The organism is Streptosporangium minutum, from assembly GCF_002149035.1.
GTDB classification, from domain to species: Bacteria; Actinomycetota; Actinomycetes; order Streptosporangiales; family Streptosporangiaceae; genus Streptosporangium; species Streptosporangium minutum.
Genome location: NZ_NGFP01000036.1, coordinates 1 through 24992, shown reverse-complemented (window position 1 = coordinate 24992; position 24992 = coordinate 1). Strand labels below are relative to the sequence as shown.

Here is a 24992-nt window from a genome sequence, read left to right as displayed (position 1 = left end):
CGGTCACGAGAACGCCGATCCGGGGCGGAGGATCCGTTTGGTCACGACCGAGGCGGCCTGCTGCATGCGTAGGGCCTCGGCCGATACCAGGGCCCGTCCCTGGTCGGTGAGCTGGAAATACCTCCGCGGCCGCCCGTCGACGACCTCCTCGCGGTCCACGGCGATCAGGCCGGCGGCGGCCAGCCGGTCGAGCGCGCCGTAGAGCGTGCCGACCGGCAGCCTCACCCGGTTCTCCGAGAGCTCCAGGGTCTGCTTGATGATTCCGTGCCCGTGCAGAGGGCCGTCGAGCAGCGAGGCGAGGATGAAGTAGGTCGGCTCACTGACCGTGGGTGATCCTTTAGCCATGCGGGAGACCATACTTCGCCGGACGAAGTATGGTCAACACGGATGCCCCGCGAGGCTTGCCCGATACGCCGTCCACGCGCCCTGCCGGGCCGGGCGTGCGCGCCCCACCGAGCCGGGCCGGGCATGTGCGCGCCCTGCCGGGCCGGGCGTCCGCGTGCCGTACCGCGCCGGGGTGGAAGGATGAGCCGCATGTCAGATGCCGAGGTGACCTACGACGACGTGGTCGCCGCCCGTGAGCTCCTGGCCGACGTGGCCCTGCGGACGCCGCTCCTGCACTCGCACGTGCTGTCGGACGCCATCGGCGGGCCGGTCCACCTCAAGTGCGAGAACCTGCAGCGCTCCGGGTCGTTCAAGGTGCGCGGGGCCTACGTGAGGATCGCCGGGCTGACCGAGGAGGAGCGGGGCCGGGGCGTGGTGGCGGCCAGCGCCGGCAACCACGCGCAGGGGGTGGCGCTCGGCTCGGGCCTGGTCGGGGCCAGGTCGACGGTCTACATGCCGGAGGGGGCGCCGCTGCCCAAGGTGGCCGCGACCCGCTCCTACGGCGCCGAGGTGGTCTTCGCCGGCCACACCGTGGACGTCGCGCTGGCCCAGGCCAAGGAGCACGCCGAGCGGACCGGGGCGGTGTTCATCCACCCCTTCGACCACCCGGACGTCATCGCCGGGCAGGGCACGATCGGGCTGGAGATCCTGGAGCAGCTCCCCGAGGTCGGCACGATCGTGATGTCGCTCGGCGGCGGCGGGCTCACCGCGGGGGTCGCGCTCGCGGTCAAGTCGCTCCGGCCGGGCGTGCGGATCGTCGGCGTGCAGGCCGAGCGGGCCGCCGCCTACCCGGCCTCGCTGGCGGCGGGGCATCCGGTCATGGTCCAGCCCACCTCGACGATGGCTGACGGCATCGCGGTGGGCCGTCCGGGGGAGCTGCCGTTCGAGCTGATCCACTACCTGGTCGACAGCGTCGTGACGGTCACCGAGAGCGACATCTCCCGGGCGCTGGTGCTCTGCCTCGAACGCGCCAAGCAGGTCGTCGAGCCCGCCGGGGTGGCGGGGGTCGCCGCGATCCTGGCCCAGCCGCAGGTCTTCGAGCCGCCGGTGGTGGCTGTGCTCTCCGGCGGCAACATCGACCCGCTGCTGCTGGCCAAGGTCCTCCGGCACGGCCTGGCGGCGGCGGGACGCTACCTGACCCTGCGGGTGCCGCTGCCCGACCGGCCGGGCGCGCTGGCCGTGCTCCTGACCAAACTGGCCGGGCTCGGCGCGAACGTCCTCGACATCGTGCACGAGCGGCTCGGCGTGCACCTGGGCGAGGTCGAGGTCCAGCTCCAGCTGGAGACCAAGGGCCCCGCCCACTCCGACGAGGTGCTCGCGTCGCTGCGCAAGGAGGGCTACCGGCTCATCTTCGGGTGACCCGCGCCGTGCGTCTCCGGGCGATCTGCGCCGCGTGTTTTGGGACGACCCGTGCCGCCCGGCTTCGGGTGACCCGCGCCGTGCGCCTTCGGACGGCGCCGTGCCGCGCGCCGGGGTGTCACCATTCCGTGGGCTTGCGGTCGGCGAACAGCCAGGCCTCGAAGAGCTTGTCGAGCTGCTTGCCGGAGAGCTTCTCGGCGAGCGCCACGAACTCGTCGGTGGTCACGTATCCGTACTTGTGCTCGGCGTTCCAGGTCTTCAGCAGCTTGAAGAACACCGGGTCGCCGATCCGCTGCCTGAGCGCGTGCAGCGTCATGCCGCCGCGGTTGTAGACCGAGCTGTTGAACAGGTCCTCCGGCTTGGCGCGGCCGGGGGCGTACTTCCAGATGGCGGCGTCCGGGCCGGCCGCGTAGTGGCCTCGGAAGATCTTCTCGACGGTGGACTCGCCGTTGTGCTCCGACCACAGCCACTCGGCGTAGGTCGCGAAGCCCTCGTTGAGCCAGAGGTCCCGCCAGCGCTTGATGCTCAGGCTGTTGCCGAACCACTGGTGGGCCAGCTCGTGGGCGATGATGCTCCCGTCCGGGGTGAACCCGCCGTACATGGGCTTGGTCTGGTTCTCCAGCGCGTAGCCCGCGGAGAAGTCGTCGATCACGCCGCCGGTGGAGGAGAACGGGTAGGGGCCGAACACCGTGGTCCAGTAGTCGGTCGCCTTCGCCGACTGCGTGTAGAGGTCGTCGAGGGCGGCGCGGTAGCGCGGGTCCACGGCCGCCAGGTTCGGGATCCCCGTCGCGGTCCTGCCCTGGCGCAGCTCGAACTTGCCGAGGGTCGCGGTGGCCAGGTAGCTCACCATCGGGTGGCTCTCCCGCCAGACGAAGGTCGTCTTGCCACGGGCGGACTTGGGCCGGCCGACGAGCTCGCCGTTGGCCAGCGCGGTCAGCCCCTCGGGGACGGTGATCTCGAAGTCGTAGCGGGCCTTGTCGGCGGGGTGGTCGTTGCTCGGGAACCAGGTCTTGGCGCCGTTGGGCTCACATGCGACGAACGCGCCGTCCTCGGTCGGGATGAACCCGTAGGTGCCCAGGTTGGAGGAGCCTCTGACCGGCTTGGGCTCTCCGGCGTAGGTGACCTCGACGGTGAACCGGGCCTTGTCGGCGATCGTCTTGGCCGGGGCGATGACGAGCTCGTCCTTGAACCGCTCGAATCCCGCGGGGCTGCCGTCCACGGTGATCCGGCTGACCTCGAACCCCCGCAGGTCCAGGTTGAACTTGGCCAGGTCCTGGGTGGCCCTCGCCTCGATCGCGGTCACGCCGGAAAGGTGCTTGGCGGCGGGGTCGTAGTCGATTTTGAGCCGGTAGCGGTCGACGTCGTAGCCGCCGTTGCCGTCGGTGGGGAAGTCGGGGTCGCCGATCCCGGGGGCGCCGATCCTGCCCGGAGCGTGCGCCGGCGCGGAACCGGCGGCCGTGGGCGGCACGTCCCCGGCAAGGGCGCTCTCACCGCTCGACGCCGAGCAGGCGACCGTACCGAGAATGCCGAGAAAAGTGGCGGTTGCCGCGATAGCCAGCCGACCGGACGCCATGCCCCTGAATCCCCTTTCCGAGCCCGGCCGTGCCGGGCCACCTGGATCGCAGACTACGCGAGAAGGGGGTGGTGACCTGGGGTGATCAGGTATCTACGACGAGTGTCCTGGCGGCGATGTCGTGGATGGCCTGTTTTCGGCTGGTGAAAAGGATGAAGGCGAGGTTGATCCAGCCCAGGCAGCAGGTGGCGTACAGCAGCCACGCCACCAGCTCGCGGACCGCGGCCTGCCCCACCCCGACCCTGCCCCAGCCGATGTCGACCACGCGCAGGCCGAACAGCTTCTTGCCCAGCGTCTGCCCGTTCCAGAAGGCGGTCAGCAGCCAGTAGTAGAGGAAGCCCACGAGGGCCGCCAGGAAGGTGTGCTGGATGGGGACCCGTACGAAGATGTCCTTGTCGGCGTCCCACACCGTGCTGAACGACTCGTACGTGAACGGCGAGGAGATGATGCCCACGATGACGATGTCGAGGATGCCCGCGAACAGACGGCGCCAGCGGCCGCCGAGCCTCCCGGCCACCTGCCCGCCACCGCCGCGGCCCTGCCCGGGGGGCGGGGCCGACCAGGGATACGGTCCCGAGTCGTCCGGCGGTGGCGGCGGTGGCGGCGATGTCCCCATGAGCTTTTGATCACCAGGGACTCACCCGCGCAAAGCCAAGAGCTGTTACAGGTTGCCCCTGAGGTCCTGCTCGCGCTCGATCGCCTCGAAGAGCGCCTTGAAGTTGCCCTTGCCGAAGCCCAGCGAGCCGTGCCGCTCGATGAGCTCGAAGAACACCGTCGGGCGGTCCTGCACCGGCTTGGTGAAGATCTGCAGCAGGTAGCCGTCCTCGTCGCGGTCGACCAGGATCCTGCGCTTCTTCAGCTCCTCGATCGGCGCGCGGACCTCGCCGATGCGGGCGCGCAGCTCCGGGTCGTCGTAGTAGGAGTCGGGCGTGTCGAGGAACTGCACCCCGGCCGCGCGCATGTGGTCGACCGTGCTCAGGATGTCGTTGGTGGCCAGCGCGATGTGCTGCACGCCGGGGCCGCCGTAGAACTCCAGGTACTCGTCGATCTGGGACTTCTTCTTGGAGATCGCCGGCTCGTTGAGCGGGAACTTCACCTTGCGGGTGCCGTCCGCGACCACCTTGGACATCAGCGCCGAGTATTCGGTGGCGATGTCGTCGCCGACAAACTCCGCCATGTTGGTGAAGCCCATGACCCGCCCGTAGAACTCCACCCACTCGTCCATCTTGCCGAGTTCCACGTTGCCGACGCAGTGGTCGACGGCCTGGAACAGGCGGCCGTTGCGCACGTCGGGGGCCGGCACGAGGGGCTTGGCCGCGACGTAGCCGGGCAGGTAGGGGCCGCTGTAGTTGGACCGGTCGACCAGCGTGTGCCGGGTCTCGCCGTAGGTGGCGATGGCCGCGAGCACGACCTTGCCGTGCTCGTCCTCCATCGTGTACGGCTCGGCGAGGCCCTTGGCGCCCCGGGCCAGTGCGCCTGCGTAGGCCGCCTCCACGTCCGGGACCTCGATGGCCAGGTCGATCACGCCGTCGCCGTGCTCGGCCACATGGCGGGAGACGCCGGTGCCCGGCCGCACCGCGCCGCGGAACTCGAACCGGGCGCTGCCGGAGGTGAGGACATAGGCGGCCTCGTCGCGGCTGCCGTTCTCCGGGCCGCGGTAGGCCACCAGCCGCATGCCGAAGGCGCTGGAGTAGTAGTGGGCGGCCTGCTTGGCGTTGCCCACGGCGAAGACCACGGCGTCCATGCCATTCACGGGAAAGATGTCACTCATGCGGACACTTTCTGTTTTTGTGGGCTGGTTGTGCAAGAGTCACTTGGATTAGTGGACAATTTGTCTACCTGTCCGCATATTCCGCAGGAGTGCCTGTACATCATGACGATTGATCAACTCGACGCCCGGCTCATCGCCCTGCTGGCGGCCGAGCCCAAACTCGGCGTGCTGGAGTGCTCCCGGAGGCTCGGTGTGGCCAGGGGGACCGTGCAGGCCCGCCTCGACCGGCTGGCCGCCAGAGGGGTGATCACCGGCTACGGCCCCGACATCGACCCCGCCGCGCTCGGATACGACGTGACCGCGTTCGTCACCCTGCAGATCCGCCAGGTCAGCGGGCACGATCCGGTCGCCGACCAGCTCGCCGGAATCCCCCAGGTCCTGGAGGTGCACACGATCACCGGAGGCGACGACATGCACTGCCGGGTCGTGGCGCGCAGCAATGCCGATCTGCAGAGGGTCATTGACCTGATCGTTGACGTTCACGGTGTGGTGAGGACCTCATCGGTGATCGCGCTGGACACCCCCGTGCCATACCGGGTCCTTCCTTTGGTGGCCGATGTACCGCGCCAGGGGAAGAGCTAGCCGTACTATCCCAAGCGGGGTTCAGACACCGTTATCCATCGTTTACCCTTACGGTCCGCACTGCTCACGGGGGGTGAATGCGGAGTGGATGGGGGTTCGGGCGTGCTGAAGGGCGGAGAGAAGGGCAGACCCAGGAGGAGACTCCTGCGGATCACGCTCATCGTCTTCGGCGTCGCCGCGGTCTCGATGATCGGCTTCTTCGGAGTGGCGTGGCTCATGACGCCGATCCCCGACAGCACCCAGCCCAGGGCCACCGCGCAGGGTTCGGTGATCTACTACCGGGACGGCAAGACCGTGCTGGCCAAACAGGGAGTGAACCGCAGGAGCGTGGTCCTGGCGCAGATCCCGGAGAGCGTCAGGAACGCGGTCATCGCGGCCGAGAACCGCTCCTTCTACGAGGACAAGGGCGTCTCCCTCAAGGGCACCTTCCGCGCCATGTGGTCCACGGTCACCGGCCAGCAGCTCCAGGGCGGGTCCACGATCACCCAGCAGATGGTCCGCAACTACTACAGCGGCCTCAGCCAGGAACGCTCCGTCGTCCGCAAGCTCAAGGAGGTCATGATCTCCTTGAAGGTGGACCAGTCGAAGTCCAAGGACTGGGTGCTGGAGCAGTACCTCAACACGATCTACTTCGGCCGGGGCGCCGACGGGATCCAGGCGGCGGCCGACGCCTACTTCCGCAAGGACGTCGGCAAGCTGACCGTCGCCGAGGGCGCCTACCTCGCCGCGGTGATCCAGCAGCCGTCCCGGTTCGCCGACCCCCGGGGCGCCGACCTGGAGGCGGCCAGGGCCCGCTGGCAGTCGGTGCTCGACGGCATGGTGCAGACCGGGGCCCTGACCTCCGAGCAGGCCGCCGCGACCACGTTCCCCACCCTCAAGAAGCCCAGGGCGATCTTCGCGCCCAAGGGCCAGGAGGGCTACATGCTCGACCAGGTGGCGGCCGAGCTCAAGCGCATGGGCTACACCGACGAGGCCATCAACCAGGGCGGCCTGAAGATCGTATCCACCTTCGACAAGGGGCTGATGGCCGCCGCGCAGCGGGCCGTCACCTCGGTCCTGCCCGAGGGCACGTCGAAGAAGGTCCGCACCGGCCTGGCCGCCGTCGCCCCCCGCACCGGGGAGGTCGTGGCCTTCTACGGCGGCCCCAGCTACGAGGCCAACAAGTTCGACAACTCCTTCTCGGCCAAGGTGCAGGCCGGCTCCACCTTCAAGGCCTACACGCTGGCCGCCGCGCTGAACAACGGCTTCGGCCTCGACACCCGGGTGGACGGCAACTCGCCCCTGCACATCGCCTCGGACGACAAGGGGATCCCCAACTCGGGGGGCTACTCCTACGGTGAGATCAACCTGGTCAAGGCGACCCAGAGCTCGGTGAACACCGCGTTCGTCGACCTCGGGCAGAAGGTCGGCCTCGGCAAGGTGGTCAACGTCGCCGAGGGGGCCGGCATCCCCGCCGACCAGCTCGCCCCGCACCGGTCCGCCGCCACGCTGCCGCTGGGCGTGGCATCCGTGAGCGCCGTGCAGAACGCCTCCGGCTTCGCCGCGTTCGCCGCCGGAGGCGTCCACCGCGACGCCCACGTGATCCGATCGGTCACCGACGCCAAGGGCAGGACCACGAAGGTCAAGGTCAAGGGCGAGCGGGCCTTCACCGAGCAGGCCGCCATCGACGCCACCTACGCGATGACCCAGGTCGTGGAGGCGGGCACCGGTTCGGCCGCCCGCCTCTACGACCGGCCGGTGGCCGGCAAGACCGGCACCACCGACAAGTCGGCGGCCGTGTGGTTCGCCGGGTTCACCCCGCAGATGGCGGTCGCGGTGAACATGTTCCGCGACGACAACAAGCCGGTGGTCGTCAACGGCAGCGCCCAGTACGGCGGGACCTACCCGGCGCAGATCTGGCGCGCCTTCATGACCGAGGCGATGTCCGGCAAGCCGGTCAAGGAGTTCGCCGAGCCGTCCAACTACGGCTACTCCACCTACTACGACAACGGCTACCGCTCCGACGACGACTACGGCTCCGACGACGACTACGGCGACTACGACGACGGCGGCGGCGACCGTCAGGACCTCCCGCCCACCCCGCTCCCCGACGGGACGACCGGCGAGGTCCCCGACCAGCAGACCCCGTCCCCGGACGGCACGGGAGACGGGACCGGTGACGGCACGGGCGACGGTATGGACGACGGGACCGGCAGCGGTGACGGGATGGGCGATGGCACGGGCAACGGTCCCCGCGACCAGACCCGGCCTCCGGAGGAGTTCTCCCAGAGGCCGCCGGGCCGCTAGTCGGTGCCCCTCAGGACGCCAGCTCGGCCCGTAGCCCGGCCGGAGTGGTGACGGGCATCCTGCAGGTGAACCCCCGGCACACGTAGGCCGCCGGGGCCCCGTCCAGCAGGCCCCGGCCCTCAAGGAGCGGGACCTCGGCCGACCCGGGCTCGCCGAGCGCGACGACCAGGCCGGGGGCGGGGGAGAGCAGCGCGGTCCTGTGCAGCGCCGAGGTGGCCGGGTCGTCGAGCGGGCCCACGATCGCCGCCTCGACCGGCCCGGACACGGCGGCCTGGGCCACCGCGAGCCCCCACCCCGCGAACCGCGCGTGCTTGTCGGCCAGGACGGTCACCGTGCCGAGAGCCGCCTCGGCCGCCTCCCGGTGCCTGGCCGAGCCGGTCAGGGCCGCGTACGACAGCAGCGCCCCGGCGGCGGCGAACTGGCCCGACGGGGTCGCGTTGTCGGTGGGGTCCTGCGGGCGCTGGAACAGCCGCTCGGCGTCGTCGGCGGTGTCGAAGAATCCGCCGGAGCCGTCGGCGAACCGGTCGAGGACGGTCTCCAGCAGCGCCCCGGCCCGGTGGAACCAGCGGACCTCCCCGGTCACGCCGTACAGGGTGAGCAGACCTTCGGCCAGGTCCGCGTAGTCCTCCAGGACTCCGGCGTTGGCGCCCACCCGGCCGTCGCGCGAGGTGCGCATCAGCCGGTCGCCGTCCATGTGTGACTCGTCGAGGAGTACGGCCGCCGCCCGCGCCGCCTCCACCAGGTCGGGCCGGTCGAACAGGGCCCCGGTCTCGGCCAGGGCGGCGATGGCCAGGCCGTTCCAGGCGGCCACCACCTTGTCGTCCCTGCCGGGCCGCACCCGGCGGGCCCGCGCGGCCAGCAGCTCGGCGCGTACGCGGGCGGACCGTTCGGCGTCGCCGGGGTCGGGGTCGGACAGGAGCTGGAGCACCGAGGTGCCGTGTTCGAACGTGCCGGTCACCTCGTACAGGGCGACCGCCCAGGCGCCGTCCTCCTCGCCCAGGACCTCGTGGATCTCCTCCGGGGTCCAGGCGTAGAACTTGCCCTCCACGCCCTCGCTGTCGGCGTCCAGGGCCGAGGCGAAGCCGCCCTCGGGGGTGCGCATCTCGGCCAGCAGCCAGTCGGCCGTCTCCAGGGCCACCCGCCTGCCCAGGGCCGACCCGGTCAGGCGCCACCAGTGGGCGTAGACCCGCAGCAGCAGCGCGTTGTCGTAGAGCATCTTCTCGAAGTGCGGCACCACCCAGTCGGCATCCACGCTGTAACGGGCGAAGCCGCCGCCGAGCTGGTCGTATATCCCGCCCCGGGCCATGGCCTCCAGCGTGCGCCCGGCCATCTCCGCCGCCGTCGGCGTGCCCGCCCCGGCGCGGGGCTCGCCGGCGGCGCCGTACCGCAGCAGGAACTCCAGTGCCATCGACGGCGGGAACTTGGGGGCCCCGCCGAACCCGCCGCGCACCCGGTCGAAGGACCGGCTCAGGGTCTGCACGGCGCGGGCCAGCGTGTCCGACGTGGGCAGCGGGCCCGAGGGCAGCTCCGTCCGCCCGTTCAGCGCCTCCACGATCTTCGAGCCCTGCTCCAGCACCGCCTCGCGGTCGCCGTTCCAGGCATTCGACACCCCGGTCAGCAGCCGCTGGAACTGGGGCCGGGGGAAGTATGTCCCGGTGTAGAAGGGATGTCCCTGGGGGGTGGCGAAGACCGTCATCGGCCACCCGCCCTGGCCGGTCATGGCCTGGGTGGCCGCCATGTAGACCGCGTCGACGTCCGGCCGTTCCTCACGGTCCACCTTGACGTTGACGAAGCGCTCGTTCATCAGTGCGGCGGTGCCCTCGTCCTCGAACGACTCGTGCGCCATCACGTGGCACCAGTGGCACGCCGAGTAACCGACGGAGATCAGCAACGGCACGTCCCGCCGGGCGGCCTCGGCGAAGGCGGCCTCCCCCCACTCGAACCACTCGACGGGGTTGTCCGCGTGCTGGAGCAGATAGGGGCTCGTGGCGTCCTTCAAGCGGTTCATCATGACCCTCCCCCTGCGTACGCGGTGCGTACGTTCGCCTCGCGCGAGCGACGCGCGCTCCGCGCGTCGCACGGTCCTACCCACAGTAGTCCGGCGGAGGGAGGGGTTTTGAGCGTGCGCCGGCGGCAGGGTCGCTCGCCGACGCACATCCTGAAGGTCATCGGGCGGCCCGCCGCCCGTCCCGCCGGGTGGTGTCCACCCGGCGGGGCGAACGGGACGCCGCGACCTCAGCAGCCCCCTCTCGGCCGTGCCCGGGTGGCCAGGTCGACGTGGGCGGCGGTGCCGTCCACCCAGACCACGCGGGTGCCCTCGACCGCCGCGAACTGGGCCTGCTCGCCCCGGTTGCACGTGACCCGCACCGGCGTGCCGCCCGTCGCCGGCATCTGGGTGATCTTGGGCATGTTCTCGTTGGCGGGCACCGACAGGTCGGGGTAGACGCTGTAGGTGATGGTGGTGTCCGTGGCGTCCATGTCCATGAGCTCCAGCGCGGAGGCGTCGTCGGGGACCACCGCCGCCGGGGCGCCGCCGTCCGCCCTCGCGCGCATGATGCCCGCCCTGCCGTCCTGCTGGGCGTCCTGCACCCAGACCAGGTGGGAGCCGGTCAGCACGGGGGCGGCGGTGAGCCCGATCACGTCGGGCGGGCTCTGCGGGGCGGGCAGGTCGGTCTCCTGCCCCGAGGCGAGGTCGCGGGTGGCGATCAGCATCCGGCGGGGGCCCTCCCGCAGGTACAGCTTGACGTAGGCGATCCGGCCGTTCCGGATCGACGGCGCCCTGCCGAACACCCCCTCCTGGGGCGTCAGGTTGACCGGTGCGGCGGCGCCTCTTCTGACCCACAGGTCGTAGCCGCCCGTCGCGGGGTCCCAGAGCGAGTAGGCGACCGTGTCGCCCTCCACCGCCACGTTGAGGACGTCCTCGTCGCCCTCGTGCACCAGCGTGGGCGGCCGTGAGCGGTCCAGCGGCCGGCTCCACACCTGGATCTTCCACCCGCTCCCCGTGTCGGCGTAGGTCACCCAGGCGCCGGTCCTGCCGTCCGTGGCCGGCTCGAAGTTGTACTGCCCGTCCGGGGCGGAGAGCAGCTCGGCCTTGCCGCCGCGCACCCGGCCGGTGTAGACGGCCGGGGGCGCCGACAGGTCGGCCGAGGAGTTGGTGATCACGTAACGGTCGCCGGCCGCGTCGGGCTGGGCGTAGATGTCGGTGATGCCGCGCAGCAGGACGTCGTGGTCGGTGGGGATGCGACGCTCCCAGCCCGCCTTGATGCCGTGGGCGTCGAAGGCGCGCGCGATCGTCAGCAGGTCCCCGGCGCCCAGCCGCATCCGCGCGGCGGCCGCCAGCACCGCGCGCCGGCCGTCGGTGAAGTCGTCGAGCGGGGTCATGTACTCCGACAGCGCCTTGTACGCGATCTTGTCGGTCCTGGGTCCCAGCTTCTCGCGGATGTCCCACAGCGCGCCGCTGAAGATCGTCGAGTTCAGGTGGACGCCCGCGCTGTCGATGCGGCCGGTGGCGCCCACGTAGTCGGCGGGCCCGGTGCGGCCGTCGTTGAGGTCGCGGAGCGCGCACTCGCGTGGCGGGAGGGTGCGGCAGTACGCCTCGCCCAGCAGGCCCGCGTCGGGGTCGGCGAGGTCGATCCCCTCGACCTCCGCCTGTACGGCGTTGCCGAAGTAGTCGGCCAGGCCCTCGTTCATCGCGCCCGACTGGCCGAAGTACACCAGGCCGGCGGTGTGCTCGACCACGCCGTGGGTCATCTCGTGGCCGACCACGTCGAGCGCCGAGGCCAGCGAGTAGGCGTCGTCCCCGCCTCCGCCGTACACCATCTTCGTGCCGTCCCAGAAGGCGTTGACGAAGGGCCGCCCGGAGTCGGTGACGTTGACGACCGAGCTCATCGAGCCGCCCTCGTCGTCGAGGCCGTTCCGGCCGAGCCGCCGGTAGTACTCGTAGACCTGGCCGGCGCCCCAGTGCGCGTCCACCGCGCCGATCTCGGAGGCCTTGCCGGTGAAGGCGGGGGTGTCGGAGTCGACGACGGGGGTGCCGGCCGGGAGGTCGCCCAGGAACTCGAAGACGTCGCGCCCCTGGCCGTCGTAGGTGAGGATCTCGCCCGTGGTGCCGTTCCACATCGCCCGCGCGCGGTCACGCAGCTCGTACTTCCCGTCGGCCCTCTGGTGGGCGTTCAGCGGCACGCTCCTGCCCCGGACCGTCGTGCCCGAGGTGACGACCGGGCCCTCGGCCACCGTGCGGATCCGGTTGGAGGCGAACAGCGGCGCGCCGGTCCGGGCGTCGACGTAGACGTCGGCGAGCAGCGGCAGCCGTTTCCGCGCGTCCGTGCCGCGGACGGTGACCTGCCAGGCCAGCAGGCCCTTGCCCACCGGGACGACGGTGAGCCCGCCGGGCTCCGCGGTGAGGCCGGCCCCGTCGCCGCCGCTCTCGGCGGCCACCCGGGACCGCGCGACGTTCAGCGCGAGCTGTTGGGGGAACCTCGGCGTGGTCGAGACGCTCAGGCCGGTGAGGAATCGGCCGCCCGCCCCGGTGACCTTGTGGGCGTCGCCCTCCTTGCTCATCCGCACCAGATAGTGGGCGCCGAACACGCGGACGCCTTGGTGACGCTGCTCGAATCGCACGGTCTCGTCGGCGCCGTCGCGGACGACGCCGAGTGGAGCCAGATCGGTGTCCACATTCTTTATCCCGTACCGTCCGCCGCGCAGATGGCCCCGGGCGACGGTGACGGGGTCACCGCTCCTGGGCGCCTCGGCGAGGCCGCTCACGAGAGCCGGGGCAGCCGTCCCGGTACGGGTCTCCACCTGGGCCGGAGGCGGATCGGCGGCCTGGGCGGGACCGCCTGTCACGAGGGAGAGCGCCGTGGTCAGGGTCGCCGCCACGGCGAGAAGGGCGGGGGGTCGTAACAAGGAATCCTCCTGTCGTCTCGGACGATCGCCGAGACTCATCCAAAAAGGCGATCGTTACGATTCAACAGGAGAATGATAAAAAATCATGACTGTTGGTCAGATTCATTGTGTGATAACTAAAGGCACGATAAAGAGGGAATTCTCTATTTCTCGTTTGCGTGTCGCGTTCCTTGTGATCCGCACCGGACAGGGGCGGCGACCGCGAGGCGGGAGATGTGCTCATGCGGCTTCGGGCGTAGGCTCACTGGGCGTGGATCTCGACTTCGTCTGTGTGCACGCCGGACGGGCAGCCTCCGAGCTGACCCGCCGTGATGTGGCCCTCGCCCTGCTCGCGGTGCCGTCGGGGATGGCGCTGGTGGCCCTCCCCGACCTGCGCCGGGCGCTGATGGCAGCGGGCAACCCGCTGTCCCTGCCCTTCTGGGAGTCCGCCAAGGCGACGCTGCGGGAGATCGAGTCCGGTGGCGCGACCGTGGGAGACGTGCAGAGGTGGCTGGAGTCCACCGGGACCGAGCCGCTCCTGCTCACCCGGAGCTTCTTCGTCTGGCCCGAGGAGGACGAACGGGGGCCGGTCGCCGAGGAGATGTTCAGCGGCCTGGTCTCCTACCTGGAGGGGCGGGTCATGGCCGGAGAGGTCGACCCGGACGCGCTCGCGCGGGGGGACGAGGGGGCCAGGGAGGTCTACGAGGACCTGCAGGAGCGCTGGCTCAACAGCCCGCTGCCCGACGGGCGGGTGCCCGGGGTCGCGGTCAGCGACGAGCAGGACGAGGAGCTGTTCGCGGCCTGGGACGAGGAGGAGGCCTTCGCGCTCAGCGAGCTGCGGCGCATCCTGGCCGAGCTGCCCGAGCCCGAGCGGCCCGCCGGGGACCTGCGGGCCGCGTGCGCCCGGCTGCGTGAGGTGCTGGCCGACCCGGGCTACCCGGGCAACGTGCTGCGGGCGTGCGCCGGTTACGACGGGGAGCCGCTGCCCGCCGACGACGAGGAGCTCTGGCTGACCGTCACGGCGGGGATCGCCGGGCCGATCTCGGACCTGCCCGAGGACGACGACACGCCCGAGGACTTCTCCGACATGGAGGGCGAGCTCAGCCACGAGGACTCGGTGCTGGCCGCGCTGTGCGCGATCCACCACGCCGACTGGCTGGCCGTGGTGGCCGCGCTTGCGAGGCGGGGTCCGGGGGTGCTGGCCTCGCCCGAGCGGATCGCCCGGCTGATCGCAGAGTCCGAGGACATCGACGTCCAGATGGACGAGCCGGAGGATCTGGAGGCGGCCGAGACGCTGTTCAGCTCGGTCACGCCGCTCTGGGCCTGCCTGGGCATCGTGGACAAGACCGAGGTGCTCACCCCGCTGGGCCGCTGGGGCCTGCCCAAGGCGCTGGAACGGGCCTGGTCGGCGGGCTGAGGAGTCTACGGAGGGGCCCGGGCGGGGGCGGCCGGGCTTGGACGGGGACGCGTCGAGGGTGGTCCTACCGGGTCCCGGGTGTCCGGCTGGACGCCGGACTGGGCCGGGGCACACCGGGAGCCCGCCGGACGGGCCGGCCGGGCGGCGGGGTCACCGGGGAGCCGGCAGGGGGCGGTCCGGTCAGGCGGTCGGGTTCCGCTTCTCCCTCAGCTCGGCCTCGGACGGGACCTCGATCCTGGAGATCTGCTTCTTCATCGACTTGACGAGCAGGAACAGCGCGAGCCCCAGCGCCGCGACGACGAGGAATCCCACGAGACCCGGGCTGACGTCATTTTTGGCGAAGGTGTCGAGTGCAATCACACTTCAAGTCTGCCACCGCCCCCCCGCGGTCGTGTCAGTGGCAGGCGGGCGACACCTCTTCGGCGTGGATGCCGGTGAACAGGTCGTTCTCGGGAAGCTCGGTGTCCACGAGGGAACGGGCCAGGTGGTAGTCCTCGGTCGGCCAGATCTCACGCTGCAGGTCACGCGGGCAGACGAACCAGAAACCGTCGGGGTCGACCTGGGTGGCGTGGGCGAGCAGCGCCTCGTCGCGGACCTCGAAGTAGTCGCCGCAGGGGATGCGGGTGGTGACCGGCCACTTCTGCGGGCGGTCCTCCCAACGGGAGATCCAGTCGGCGTAGGGGGAGCCCATGTCGCGGGCGTTCATCGCCTCGTGCAGCGCCTCGAACCGCTCCTTGGTGAAGCCCATCTGGTAGTAGAGCTTGAGCGGCTGCCAGGGCTCCCCGGCCTCGGGGTAGCGGTCGGGGTCGCCCGCGGCCTCGAAGGCCTCCACCGAGACGCGGTTGGTCATGATGTGGTCCGGGTGCGGGTAGCCGCCGTCGTCGTCGTAGGTGAGGATGACGTGCGGCCTGAACTCGCGCACGGCGGCGACCAGCGGCGCCGAGGCGACCTCGATCGGCTGCAGGGCGAAGCAGCCCTCAGGCAGCGGCTCGCTCTCGTCGTCCGGCAGGCCCGAGTCGACGAACCCCATGAAACGCTGCCGCACGCCGAGGATCTCCCGCGCGCGCTCCATCTCCAGGCGCCGCACCTCGCCGATGTTCTCAAGGATCTCGGGACGGTCCATCTTGGGGTTCAGGATCGAGCCACGTTCTCCACCCGTGAGGGTGCAGACCAGCACCTCCACGCCTTCCGCGACGTAGCGCGCCATCGTGGCGGCGCCCTTGCTCGACTCGTCGTCAGGGTGCGCGTGAACGGCCATCAGCCTCAGCGGTGCACTCACGGGCTCGATGTCTCCTCTTGATAGGTCGCGCTCAGATCTTCGCTCGTCTGGGGCCCGGCCGGCTCCGCCGTGCCCGTCCACCCTGCTCGTTCCGATGCCGCGCCGCTCCCTAGGTTGGCCTGGGTCACTCTAGAGAGAGGTTAGTTTCTCTTATGGCGGTCGCGAGGGCGAGGCCCCCGCGAGGGACAATTGTCTCGGATAACGCCGAGGTAGTGCAGGGAGATTCCGTCATGGCCACCAGCGAGGCCGAGGAGGGCCGGCAGACCGGTCCGATCCTCGGTACCCCGAGCGACTTCCCGGACCGTCCGGAGCGCAGGGGTCGCTTCGTCGTACACGTCGTGATCGCGATCCTGTGCGCGGTGTGCGCGGGCGGCTGGGGTTACGTGATGTGGGCGTCCAAGGGCAACACCGAGGTCATCGACCAGGTCATCGCTTTTGACGCCAGCCGCGGCGATTCTATTCAGATCACCTTCGAAGTGGTCAAGCCATCCGATCGCGCCGCCCTCTGCCGGCTGCGGGCCATGGATGTGGCTCACGTTGAAGTCGGGAGCCGTGAGGTCAGTATTCCGGCTGGTGAGGGATATGTCCGGCTTACTGAGCGGCTAGAGACCAGTGCCCAGGCCACTTCCGGCGCCGTCCACTACTGCTATCTCGTATAGTGAGATATTTGGGGAAGCGTTCGGGCGGTTAACTTGTTAGCCTTTCGAAATTCGAACGACAGCTACCCAAGTACGAAGCCCCCATAGAGGATGCAAGGAGAACCCGTGGCCGACTCCCACAACGAGAGCGTCACCTGGCTCACTCAGGAGGCGTACGACCGCCTGAAGGCGGAGTTCGAATACCTCTCGGGGCCCGGGCGCGTCGATATCGCGAAGAAGATCGAAGCCGCCCGCGAAGAGGGCGACCTGAAGGAGAACGGCGGCTACCACGCCGCCAAGGACGAGCAGGGCAAGATGGAGGCGCGCATCTTCCATCTCCGCCAGATCATCGACAGTGCCAGGGTGGGGGAGGCGCCGCGCACCGAGGGCGTGGTCGGTCCCGGCATGACCGTCACCGTCCGCTTCGAGGGCGACGACGAAGAGGTCGCCTTCCTGCTGGCCTCCCGTGAGGAGAGCGGCGCCCCGATCGACGTCTACTCGCCCAAGTCGCCGCTGGGTTCGGCGATCAACGGCAAGAAGATCGGGGAGAAGGCCACTTACACGATGCCGAACGGCCGCTCCAACACGGTCGAGATCCTTGAGGCCGTGCCCTACATCGGCAACTGACCTCGTCCGAACCAGCCGACACCAGTTGATCCGCCGGGATGCCGTCCCGGCGGATCGCCGCGTTCCTGAGGGCGTGCGGAGACACGCAGGGCATGCGGAGACATGTGGGGACGTGTACCGGAGGGCCGTGCCGCTCGGCACGCCCGATGATGGGTGTCCGAGGCATGTTGTCCGGCTTGCGACCGTGTCATAGATAACAGAGTGTTTTGGCGGGTTCGCGTGCATCGTGGCGCGGTGTACGGCACTCTCTTAGGGCTGGATCCCAACGGGGAAGGGGACACATCGTGTTGGATCGTCGGACACGCGTCTCCGGCCTGATCCACGAGGCCCGGCAGGACCTCGCCTACCGCCCCCGCATCCGCTACGGTCCCCGCCGCGCCCGCCTGCCCAGGCAGGCCGTCCCCGTCGTCGTGCTCGTCCTCGTCGCCGCGCTGACCACGGGAGTGGTGGTCGTCACCCAGCTGCCGGAGCAGACCGGGGAGACGGTCGCCCTGCGCCAGCCCGTCACCAGGCAGCCCCTCCGGGAGCAGGCGCCCGCGGTCCAGCCCACGCAGACGCCTCCGCCCGCCGTGGCCCCGCTGACCTCCATCCGCCGGCCGAACCTCTTCGTCGTCGCCGCCAAGCCGCTGCGCCCGGCCGTGGTGGCGAAGATCGCGCAGGTCGCCGGGGTGCGGGCGGTGGAGCGCGCCGACGCGGCGGAGGTGGGCATGGACGGCAAGCGGGTGCAGACCCTGGGGGTCAACCCCTCGACGTTCCGCGCCTACACCCCCAAGCCGACCGCGCGGTCCGACAGGCTCTGGCGCAACGTCTCCGCCGGTGAGGTCGCCGTCTCCTTCGTCCTCGGCAACGACGGCGGCCTGTCGCTGGGCAGGTCGGTCACCACGGCCGGGCGGTCCCTGCGCGTGGGCGCCTACGCGACAATGGGCATGGGGGGCATCGACGCCGTGGTCTCCCGGCAGACCGCGCGTGCGCTGGGCATTCCGGAGAACAACGCGCTGGTGATCAGCGCTCCGAAGGCCGACTCGGCCAAGCTGCGCCGCGCCCTGCTGCGGATCCTCCCCCGGGGCAGCCAGGTCGCCACGATCAATCCGGTGCTGGCGGTTCCCCGGCGGACGACCTGGTCGGCGGGCGCCTTCATGACCGCGCCCCAGATCAAGACCGCCCTCACCGCGGCGATCGGCAAGCTAGGCCGTCCCTACGTGTGGGGAGCGGAGGGGCCGGACACCTTCGACTGCTCCGGCCTGGTCCAGTGGGCCTACGCCCAGGCGGGCATCAGGGTGCCCCGCGTGACGCACCAGCAGTTCGTCTCGGGCCCGCAGATCCCGCTCGCCCAGGCCCAGCCGGGGGACCTGCTGTTCTGGCGGCACGACCCGACCAACCCCGGCTACGTCTCGCACGTGGCGATCTACTGGGGCAACGGCAAGATGCTGCACGCCCCCAGGACCGGAGACGTGGTGAAGATCGTCCCGGTCAGCACCCGCAACTTCGCCGGCGCCGTGCGGATCAGCCCGGGGGTCGCGGCCCGGGTCCGCTGACGCGCCGCGACCGGAGGCGCGCCGCTCAGGGGCGCAGGCCCGACAGCGCCTTCGTCCATGTCCAGCCCGCTGAAGTCGCGCCGATCAGGGGTGCAGGCCCGACTCCAGCAGGCCCAGGGCCTCGTCGGCGACGTCGGCGAGCCGTCTGGCGCCGTCGGACCGGGCCCAGCCGAACAGGGCAGGGAGCAGCGCGCCCACCACGGCTCCGGCGGTCGTACGGCTCAGCGCGTCGGGGGCGTCGAGTCCCCGGCGCCGGGCGATGCCCTCGGCGAGCGTGTCGATCGTGCTGATCATGTGGTCCGCGGCCCTGGCGCGCAGGGCGGCATGGCTGAGCCGCAGCCGGGTACGGGCGAGGATCTGCCGCTCCTCGTCCGGAGGGAGGTGCTCGAACGCTCCGCGCACGGTGGCGCGCAGCGCCGGGACCGGCTCCAGGTCCGCCGGCTGAGCGGCCAGCATCGCCATCAGGACGGGGTCGTAGTCGTCCTGGAGGACGACGTCCTCCTTCACGGGGAAGTAGCGGAAGAAGGTGCTGGGTGAGATCTCCGCCGCCTCCGCGATCTGCTCGACCGTCGTGGCCTCGTACCCCTGCTCGGTGAACAACCGCATGGCGTGCTCCTGGATCGTCCGCCGGGTCCTGGCCTTCTTGCGTTCGCGCAGGCCCTCAGCGCGCGGAGGTGAGCTCATGCGTCGATTCTCGCGTCTCGGCGACTGGCCTGAACCGCGTCCCGGCATGGGTCCTGGCTTCTCCGATTGAGGCGATGTAATCTCGATTACATGGAAAATGACGAAGCAGTGAAGAAGCTCCGGGGCTGGTTCTCCGGCCGGCTGCCCGAGGAGTGGTTCGAGGGACAGCCGGAGATCGTGCTGGACCGCGAGGAGATCGCGGTCGTCGGCAGGCTTCAGGCGCCCGCGCTCGGCGACGACGTCTCCGAGGTGGAGCGGGCCGCCGCGGTGGAGGGCGGCGTGCAGCGTTTCCGTGAGGAGACCAGGGAGCGCCGCATCGAGATCGCGCTGGAGGCGGAGCACCGCTTCCGCCGGAAGGTCTCCTGGGGGGTCGCCGTCGGTGACGAGACGGTGATGTTCACCACACTGTCGGTGCCGGTCATGACCCGGCTGCGCCAGTCGGAGCGGCGGGTCCTCGACACTCTCGTGGCCGCCGGGGTCGCCCGCAGCCGGAGTGACGCGCTGGCCTGGTGTGTGCGCCTGGTGGGCAAGAACACCGACACCTGGCTGACCGATCTGCGGGACGCGCTCCAGCACGTCGACCGGGTACGGGCCTCGGGGCCCGACCTGAACTCCTGAGGCTGGTCAGGGAAAACAGTCCGAAATTGGTCTGAACCTGTTCAGTGATTGGTTTAGACCTCTGTGATTGGCCTATACCACTGCCGGTACGGCTTTCTTTAGTTTCTCTTCTTTTGGGTACGTCACTCAGAACGTCGGGGCCTCTGCCAGCTCGTATGCCGAACGGGGCAGGCGCATCGAGGATGCCACGACGTCCGGCCGCACACATTCACTGGTCTACGCCAATTGGATTAAATGCGGTTTCTCTGTCAATGATGTTTTGGCCCTGAGAAGCGTAAGGAGCCGCAGCAGTGTCCGTTATCGCAGACGTAACCGCCCCCAGCCCGACCAGCCACCCGGAGCTGGCCGCATGGGTCAAGGAGATCGCCGAGCTGACTCAGCCCGACCGGATCGAATGGTGCGACGGCTCGGAGGCCGAGTGGACACGCCTGACGAACCTGCTGGTGAAGCAGGGAACATTCAAGCGCCTGGCCAAACGGCAGAACAGCTTCTACGCCGCCTCGGACCCGAGTGACGTCGCCCGCGTCGAGGACCGCACGTACATCTGCTCCGAGCGCGAAGAGGACGCCGGTCCGACCAACAACTGGATCGCCCCCGCCGAGATGCGCCGGACCTTCGGCGAGATCTTCAGGGGCAGCATGCGCGGCCGCACCATGTACGTCGTGCCCTTCTGCATGGGCCCGCTGGGCGGCGACATCTCCCAGCTCGGCGTCGAGATCACCGACTCGCCGTACGTGGTCGTCTCCATGCGCGTCATGACGCGCATGGGCGAGCGGGCGCTGCGGCTCATCGAGGAGCGCGGCGGCTACGTCAAGGCCGTCCACTCGGTAGGCTCCCCGCTGGAGCAGGGCCAGGCCGACGTGCCGTGGCCGTGCAACCCCACCAAATACATCAGCCACTTCCCCGAGACGCGGGAGATCTGGTCCTACGGCTCGGGCTACGGCGGCAACGCGCTGCTCGGCAAGAAGTGCTACGCGCTGCGCATCGCCAGCACGATGGCCCGCGACGAGGGCTGGCTGGCCGAGCACATGCTCATCCTCAAGCTCACCCCGCCGTCCGGGGAGACCCGCTACGTCGCGGCGGCGTTCCCGAGCGCCTGCGGCAAGACCAACCTGGCCATGCTCCAGCCGACCATCCCGGGATGGAAGGTCGAGACGGTCGGCGACGACATCGCCTGGATGCGTTTCGGAGCCGACGGCCGTCTGTACGCCATCAACCCCGAGGCCGGCTTCTTCGGCGTGGCGCCCGGCACCGGCGAGTCCACCAACGCCAACGCGATCAAGACGCTCTGGGGCAACAGCATCTTCACCAACGTCGCGCTCACCGACGACGGCGACGTGTGGTGGGAGGGGCTCACCGACCAGCCCCCGGCACACCTGACCGACTGGAAGGGCCGCTCCTGGACCCCGGACAGCCAGGAGCCCGCCGCGCACCCCAACGCCCGCTTCGCGGTGCCCGCCGCGCAGTGCCCGACGATCGCCCCCGAGTGGCAGGACCCCAGGGGCGTGCCGATCTCGGCGATCCTGTTCGGCGGACGCCGCGCCACCGCGGTCCCCCTGGTGACCGAGTCGCTGAGCTGGCAGCACGGTGTCTTCACCGGGGCCAACATCGCCTCGGAGAAGACCGCCGCCGCCGAGGGCAAGGTCGGCGAGCTGCGCCGCGACCCGTTCGCGATGCTGCCGTTCTGCGGATACAACATGGGCGACTACTTCGCCCACTGGATCAAGGTCGGCCAGCGTGAGGACGTCCGGCTGCCGCGCATCTACTACGTGAACTGGTTCCGCAAGAACGACGACGGCGCATTCATCTGGCCCGGCTTCGGGGAGAACAGCCGCGTGCTCAAGTGGGTCGTCGACCGTCTCAACGGCGAGGCCGAGGCGGTGCGGACGCCGATCGGCCTGCTCCCCGCCGAGCTCGACACCGACGGCCTCGACATCTCCGACGAGGACCTGCGGACCCTGCTGAGCGTGGACAGGGAGGTGTGGAAGGAGGAGGCGTCACTGATCCCGGCCTTCTTCGAGACCTTCGGCGACCACTTCCCCAAGGAGCTCTGGGAGGAGTACGAGGCGCTGGTCGACCGTCTGAACCAGGACTCCGGCACTCGCCCGAACTGAGGCACTGACAGCTGCAACTTCCGTGCGGCCCCGTGCGTCTACATGACAACGGGGCACACGCCCCGCCTTCCCCCCCGGAGGCGGACATGGAATCCGTACTGTTCGTCACAGCCCTCGTCCTCGCGCTCGTGGTCAACCTCACGGCCGCGGCGCTACGCGGCGAGCACCGCCGGGTCCGCTCGGCCGCGGCCGGCCATCACGGCGCGCAGCCGACCCCCTACGAGCTCGCCTACCTGTCCGGCGGGCCGCTGCGGGTGGTCAACACCGCCCTCGGCGTGCTGGCCAGGGGCGGGGCCATCCGGGTGTCCCGGGGCGGCCAGGTCAGCCTCGTGCTCGGAGCCCCGCCTTCCCCCGAGCCGATCGAGCAGGCCGTCCTCGACGCCCTGCGCGCCCGGGGCAACTCCTGCTCCGTGGGGGAGCTGCGCCGTACGACGGCCGACGGCCAGGCCATGAGCGGCCTGCGCTACCGCCTGCTGGGCATGGGCCTGCTGGTGCCCGACGGCGCGCTCACCGGGGCCACGCGGCTGCTGAGCCGGCTGCTGCTGCTGACGCTGCTCTCCGTCGTCTTCGTGATCGGCGCCTTCCTGGCCGTCCCCGTCCGGGGGTTCTACGGCGCGGCCGCGGTGTTGATCGGCTTCCTCACCGTGGCCGTCGGCCTGGTCACCTACTTCAGGCAGAGGCGCGCGCTGCGCGGGCTTCTCAGCAAGGCGGGCCACGACGTGCTCGCCTCCGCCCGCAGGGTCCATGTGCGCGGTGCCCGCCCGATGGCCCCGGACCTGGCCTTCGCCGTCGCCGTCCCGGTGGCCCTGTACGGCCTCGGCGAGCTGGGCGACCCGGGCCTGGAGGAGGAGCTGAAGCGGAGCAGTACGCAGAACGCCGGTTGCGCCGGCGGCTCCTGCGGAGGAGGCTCCTCCGGTTCGGACGCCTCCTATGGCGGTGGCGGAGACTTCGGCTCCGGCGGCTGGGGCGGAGGAGACTCGGGCGGAGGAGACTCGGGCGGCGGGTCGAGCTGCGGCGGTGGCGGCTGCGGAGGGGGATGCGGTGGCGGCGGCTGAGCGGTCCGCCGCGGTGAGCGGGGAGGTGGCGTGACGATGGCCGGATCCGGGTCGCTGGGCGTGGGCATCGGCTGGCGCCCGGAGATCGACCTGACGGTCGAGCGCCTGCCCGGCGTGGACTTCGTCGAGGTAGTCGCCGAGAACGTGCGCCCCGAGCGGCTCCCCGAGTCGCTGCGGGTGCTCCGCGCCCGCGGGGTGCCGGTGATCCCGCACGGGGTCGGGCTGGGCGTGGGCGGCGCGGAGCCGCCGGACCCGGCCCGGCTGGCGCACCTGGCGGCCTGCGCGCAGGCCCTGGACGCGCCGCTGGTCAGCGAGCACCTGGCCTTCGTGCGCGCCGGCGGCATGGAGGCCGGTCACCTGCTCCCGGTCCCGCGCACCCGGGCCGCGCTCTCGGTGGTCGCCGCGAACGTACGGCGGGCGCAGGCGGCGCTGCCCGTCCCGCTGGCCCTGGAGAACGTGGCGGCCCTGTTCGGCTGGCCGGAGGACGAGATGACCGAGGCGCAGTTCCTCGGCGAGCTGGTGGAGATGACCGGGGTCGGGCTCCTGGTCGACGTGGCCAACCTCTACACCAACCAGGTCAACCTGGGCCTGTCGGCCACCGGCGCGCTGGACGGCCTGCCGCTGTCCGAGCTCGCCTACGTGCACGTCGCCGGAGGGCACTCCCATCACGGGGTCTGGCACGACACCCACACCGCCCACGTCCCCGGCGAGGTGCTGGACATCCTGTCCGAGCTCTGCGCCCGGGTCGACCCGCCCGGTGTGCTGCTCGAATGGGACGACGACTATCCCAGCGACGCCGCGCTCGAAGCGGAGCTCGGCCGCGTCCGCGGCGCGATGGCCCGTGTCTGAATCCGTGGGGCGACGGCCCGTGTCCGACGACCACGCCCGGGAGACGCCGCCCGGCGCGCGGGACGCGGCTGCGGGCGGGAGCGTCCTGGACGGCGCGGGGGACGTGCCGGCCGGTGCGCGGGAGGCGTTGGCGGGCGCGCAGGCCGTACTGCTGGCCGCTCTGGTCGCGGGCGGTGAGGCGCCCCCGGGGTTCGACGAGGGGCGGCTGCGGATCCAGGCCGCCAGCCTGATCTCCAAGCGGCGCGGGACGGTGGCCCGGGTCCGGCCCGACCTGGTCGCACTGCTCGGCGGTGACTTCGCGCGGGAGTTCGAGGCCTACGCGCGGGGCCGTCCCAAGCCGCCCGGCGGCTCCCGCGCCGACGCCCGGGACTTCGCTGACCGGCTCAGGGCGGCGGGACGGCTGCCGCCGGAGCCGGAGACGGCCGCCGGGGCCTCCCGATGGCTCCGGCCCTTCCGGAGGGTCGTGAAACTTCTCTCGGGCGCCGTTCGTCCGACTGGGTGAGGGCACCTTCTCGGGGGCGGAGGTCGTCATGCTGACCACTCTGATCGTCGTCATGACGGTCGCACTGGTGACGGTGGCCGGTCTGGTCGCGCTGAGGCTGGCCATGCACTCCCCCAAGATCTACCGAGGGCCCGCCCTGGACCCCTACGAGCTGGCTCAGCTGGCGGGCGGCCGGTTCCGGGTGGCGAACACCGTCCTGGCCTCCCTGGCCGCCAGAGGGGCTCTCAGGGCCTCGCGCGACGGGCGGCTGACCCCGGCGGGTCCCGGGCCGGAGCGGTCGCCGGAGCCGCTGGAGGCGGGGATTCCGGAACGCTCCCCGCATCCGCTGGAGGCCGAGATCGGGGAACAGCCGCCGGAGCCGCTGGAGGCGGGGGTCCCGGAGCGGCCGCCGGAGTCGTTGGGGGCCGGAGGAGTTCCGGAACGCTCCCCGCATCCGCTGGAGGCCGAGGTCCTCGCCCTGCTCGGGGCCGGGAGCGACGGCCCGCCGGTCTGGGAGGTCAAGGCGGCGGTTGTCCGCGGCCCCGCGGTCGCCGCGCTGACCGGCCGCCTGGAGGAGCTGGGACTGGCCGTCACCGGCGACGGCGCGCGGGCCGAGCCCACGCGCCTGGGACAGGCCGCGCTGGCCCACTATCGCCTGCGCCACCGCGAGGAGGGGGCTCTGCCGCCGCGCACGCGGGATCACACCTCCAGGGAGGAGTACGAGCTCGCCGGGGTCGCCCTGTACGGCCTGGGCCGGATGAAGGACCGGCGGCTGGCCTCCCTGCTGTCGCTGAGCGGCACGCTGCCGCCTTCCGCCCCGTCCGGACGCGAGCCTCCCGCCCCTCCGCCCCCGGAC

Annotated in this window: 22 protein-coding genes; 13 read left to right on the top strand and 9 right to left on the bottom strand. The window is 71.0% G+C overall.

Going from position 1 to position 24992, the window contains the following annotated elements; genetic code table 11:
* Nucleotides 1-3: 3 nt before the first annotated feature.
* Nucleotides 4-345 (bottom strand): PadR family transcriptional regulator, encoded by a 342-nt coding sequence (locus CA984_RS10830; protein WP_086570891.1) that lies wholly within the window; start codon nucleotides 343-345, stop codon nucleotides 4-6.
* A 189-nt stretch (nucleotides 346-534) separates the two neighbouring features.
* Here CA984_RS10830 and ilvA point away from each other — a divergent pair, with 189 nt between their 5' ends.
* Nucleotides 535-1743, top strand: coding sequence for a threonine ammonia-lyase (ilvA, locus tag CA984_RS10825; RefSeq protein ID WP_086570849.1), 1209 nt, complete (start codon nucleotides 535-537; stop codon nucleotides 1741-1743).
* A 118-nt stretch (nucleotides 1744-1861) separates the two neighbouring features.
* Here the strand turns inward: ilvA and CA984_RS10820 are convergent, their stop codons facing one another.
* From CA984_RS10820 to hppD, 3 genes are all read right to left on the bottom strand, one after another.
* Nucleotides 1862-3316: a M1 family metallopeptidase gene (locus tag CA984_RS10820; RefSeq protein WP_086570847.1), complete on the bottom strand. Its 1455-nt coding sequence runs from the start codon at nucleotides 3314-3316 to the stop codon at nucleotides 1862-1864.
* Between the two features lie 85 nt (nucleotides 3317-3401).
* Nucleotides 3402-3833 carry an RDD family protein gene (locus CA984_RS10815; protein ID WP_165781197.1) on the bottom strand — a complete coding sequence of 144 codons (432 nt, stop codon included), beginning with the start codon at nucleotides 3831-3833 and terminating at the stop codon, nucleotides 3402-3404.
* A 144-nt stretch (nucleotides 3834-3977) separates the two neighbouring features.
* Nucleotides 3978-5087 (bottom strand): 4-hydroxyphenylpyruvate dioxygenase, encoded by a 1110-nt coding sequence (hppD, locus tag CA984_RS10810; RefSeq protein WP_086570843.1) that lies wholly within the window; start codon nucleotides 5085-5087, stop codon nucleotides 3978-3980.
* A gap of 102 nt (nucleotides 5088-5189) precedes the next feature.
* On the opposite strand from hppD, the gene CA984_RS10805 reads away from it, so the two are divergent.
* Both CA984_RS10805 and CA984_RS10800 read left to right on the top strand, forming a co-directional pair.
* Nucleotides 5190-5669, top strand: coding sequence for an Lrp/AsnC family transcriptional regulator (locus CA984_RS10805; protein ID WP_031163229.1), 480 nt, complete (start codon nucleotides 5190-5192; stop codon nucleotides 5667-5669).
* 102 nt (nucleotides 5670-5771) lie between these two features.
* The gene (locus CA984_RS10800) at nucleotides 5772-7955 is read left to right on the top strand and encodes a transglycosylase domain-containing protein (protein ID WP_086570841.1); all 2184 of its coding nucleotides are present in this window, start codon (nucleotides 5772-5774) and stop codon (nucleotides 7953-7955) included.
* 10 nt (nucleotides 7956-7965) lie between these two features.
* Here the strand turns inward: CA984_RS10800 and CA984_RS10795 are convergent, their stop codons facing one another.
* Nucleotides 7966-9963 (bottom strand): thioredoxin domain-containing protein, encoded by a 1998-nt coding sequence (locus tag CA984_RS10795; protein WP_242675869.1) that lies wholly within the window; start codon nucleotides 9961-9963, stop codon nucleotides 7966-7968.
* Nucleotides 9964-10190: 227 nt separating this feature from the next.
* Nucleotides 10191-12860 carry a M4 family metallopeptidase gene (locus CA984_RS10790; protein WP_165781196.1) on the bottom strand — a complete coding sequence of 890 codons (2670 nt, stop codon included), beginning with the start codon at nucleotides 12858-12860 and terminating at the stop codon, nucleotides 10191-10193.
* Nucleotides 12861-13110: 250 nt separating this feature from the next.
* On the opposite strand from CA984_RS10790, the gene CA984_RS45980 reads away from it, so the two are divergent.
* Nucleotides 13111-14256: a hypothetical protein gene (locus CA984_RS45980; RefSeq protein ID WP_086570834.1), complete on the top strand. Its 1146-nt coding sequence runs from the start codon at nucleotides 13111-13113 to the stop codon at nucleotides 14254-14256.
* A 180-nt stretch (nucleotides 14257-14436) separates the two neighbouring features.
* Here CA984_RS45980 and CA984_RS44555 read toward each other — a convergent pair whose 3' ends face one another.
* Both CA984_RS44555 and mca read right to left on the bottom strand, forming a co-directional pair.
* Nucleotides 14437-14616: a hypothetical protein gene (locus CA984_RS44555; protein ID WP_108724557.1), complete on the bottom strand. Its 180-nt coding sequence runs from the start codon at nucleotides 14614-14616 to the stop codon at nucleotides 14437-14439.
* A 34-nt stretch (nucleotides 14617-14650) separates the two neighbouring features.
* The gene (gene mca, locus CA984_RS10780; protein ID WP_086570832.1) at nucleotides 14651-15535 is read right to left on the bottom strand and encodes a mycothiol conjugate amidase Mca; all 885 of its coding nucleotides are present in this window, start codon (nucleotides 15533-15535) and stop codon (nucleotides 14651-14653) included.
* 230 nt (nucleotides 15536-15765) lie between these two features.
* Between mca and CA984_RS10775 the strand changes: the two genes are divergently transcribed.
* The 3 genes from CA984_RS10775 to CA984_RS10765 all read left to right on the top strand — a co-directional run bounded on the left by CA984_RS10775 (nucleotide 15766) and on the right by CA984_RS10765 (nucleotide 18335).
* Nucleotides 15766-16194, top strand: coding sequence for a DUF4307 domain-containing protein (locus CA984_RS10775; protein ID WP_031163221.1), 429 nt, complete (start codon nucleotides 15766-15768; stop codon nucleotides 16192-16194).
* 90 nt (nucleotides 16195-16284) lie between these two features.
* Nucleotides 16285-16800 (top strand): transcription elongation factor GreA, encoded by a 516-nt coding sequence (gene greA / locus CA984_RS10770; protein WP_037934435.1) that lies wholly within the window; start codon nucleotides 16285-16287, stop codon nucleotides 16798-16800.
* Between the two features lie 284 nt (nucleotides 16801-17084).
* Complete coding sequence (locus CA984_RS10765; protein ID WP_242675866.1) at nucleotides 17085-18335, top strand: C40 family peptidase; 1251 nt, start codon at nucleotides 17085-17087, stop codon at nucleotides 18333-18335.
* A gap of 84 nt (nucleotides 18336-18419) precedes the next feature.
* Here CA984_RS10765 and CA984_RS10760 read toward each other — a convergent pair whose 3' ends face one another.
* On the bottom strand, nucleotides 18420-19019 hold the full coding sequence (locus CA984_RS10760) for an acyl-CoA-like ligand-binding transcription factor (protein ID WP_086570830.1): 600 nt from the start codon (nucleotides 19017-19019) through the stop codon (nucleotides 18420-18422).
* Nucleotides 19020-19109: 90 nt separating this feature from the next.
* Here CA984_RS10760 and CA984_RS10755 point away from each other — a divergent pair, with 90 nt between their 5' ends.
* The 6 genes from CA984_RS10755 to CA984_RS10730 all read left to right on the top strand — a co-directional run.
* Nucleotides 19110-19637, top strand: coding sequence for a hypothetical protein (locus tag CA984_RS10755; RefSeq protein WP_086570828.1), 528 nt, complete (start codon nucleotides 19110-19112; stop codon nucleotides 19635-19637).
* 290 nt (nucleotides 19638-19927) lie between these two features.
* On the top strand, nucleotides 19928-21751 hold the full coding sequence (locus CA984_RS10750) for a phosphoenolpyruvate carboxykinase (GTP) (protein ID WP_086570826.1): 1824 nt from the start codon (nucleotides 19928-19930) through the stop codon (nucleotides 21749-21751).
* A gap of 86 nt (nucleotides 21752-21837) precedes the next feature.
* On the top strand, nucleotides 21838-22806 hold the full coding sequence (locus tag CA984_RS10745) for a TIGR04222 domain-containing membrane protein (protein ID WP_086570824.1): 969 nt from the start codon (nucleotides 21838-21840) through the stop codon (nucleotides 22804-22806).
* Nucleotides 22807-22842: 36 nt separating this feature from the next.
* The gene (locus CA984_RS10740) at nucleotides 22843-23655 is read left to right on the top strand and encodes an MbnB/TglH/ChrH family RiPP precursor modification enzyme (protein ID WP_086570822.1); all 813 of its coding nucleotides are present in this window, start codon (nucleotides 22843-22845) and stop codon (nucleotides 23653-23655) included.
* A gap of 19 nt (nucleotides 23656-23674) precedes the next feature.
* Nucleotides 23675-24157 carry an SCO6045 C-terminal-like domain-containing protein gene (locus CA984_RS10735; RefSeq protein ID WP_086570820.1) on the top strand — a complete coding sequence of 161 codons (483 nt, stop codon included), beginning with the start codon at nucleotides 23675-23677 and terminating at the stop codon, nucleotides 24155-24157.
* Nucleotides 24158-24185: 28 nt separating this feature from the next.
* Nucleotides 24186-24992: TIGR04222 domain-containing membrane protein (locus CA984_RS10730; protein ID WP_086570818.1), on the top strand; the 807-nt coding region annotated here is incomplete at its 3' end.

Bases quoted from the DNA above. Each gene is read 5' to 3' on its own strand.
- CA984_RS10760 (WP_086570830.1), bottom strand. From the start codon at position 19,019: ATGAGCTCACCTCCGCGCGCTGAGGGCCTGCGCGAACGCAAGAAGGCC.
- CA984_RS10805 (WP_031163229.1), top strand. From the start codon at position 5,190: ATGACGATTGATCAACTCGACGCCCGGCTCATCGCCCTGCTGGCGGCC.
- CA984_RS10820 (WP_086570847.1), bottom strand. From the start codon at position 3,316: ATGGCGTCCGGTCGGCTGGCTATCGCGGCAACCGCCACTTTTCTCGGC.
- hppD (WP_086570843.1), bottom strand. From the start codon at position 5,087: ATGAGTGACATCTTTCCCGTGAATGGCATGGACGCCGTGGTCTTCGCC.
- CA984_RS10755 (WP_086570828.1), top strand. From the start codon at position 19,110: ATGGAAAATGACGAAGCAGTGAAGAAGCTCCGGGGCTGGTTCTCCGGC.
- CA984_RS10775 (WP_031163221.1), top strand. From the start codon at position 15,766: ATGGCCACCAGCGAGGCCGAGGAGGGCCGGCAGACCGGTCCGATCCTC.
- greA (WP_037934435.1), top strand. From the start codon at position 16,285: ATGCAAGGAGAACCCGTGGCCGACTCCCACAACGAGAGCGTCACCTGG.
- ilvA (WP_086570849.1), top strand. From the start codon at position 535: ATGTCAGATGCCGAGGTGACCTACGACGACGTGGTCGCCGCCCGTGAG.
- CA984_RS10740 (WP_086570822.1), top strand. From the start codon at position 22,843: ATGGCCGGATCCGGGTCGCTGGGCGTGGGCATCGGCTGGCGCCCGGAG.
- CA984_RS10830 (WP_086570891.1), bottom strand. From the start codon at position 345: ATGGCTAAAGGATCACCCACGGTCAGTGAGCCGACCTACTTCATCCTC.
- CA984_RS10795 (WP_242675869.1), bottom strand. From the start codon at position 9,963: ATGAACCGCTTGAAGGACGCCACGAGCCCCTATCTGCTCCAGCACGCG.
- CA984_RS10745 (WP_086570824.1), top strand. From the start codon at position 21,838: ATGGAATCCGTACTGTTCGTCACAGCCCTCGTCCTCGCGCTCGTGGTC.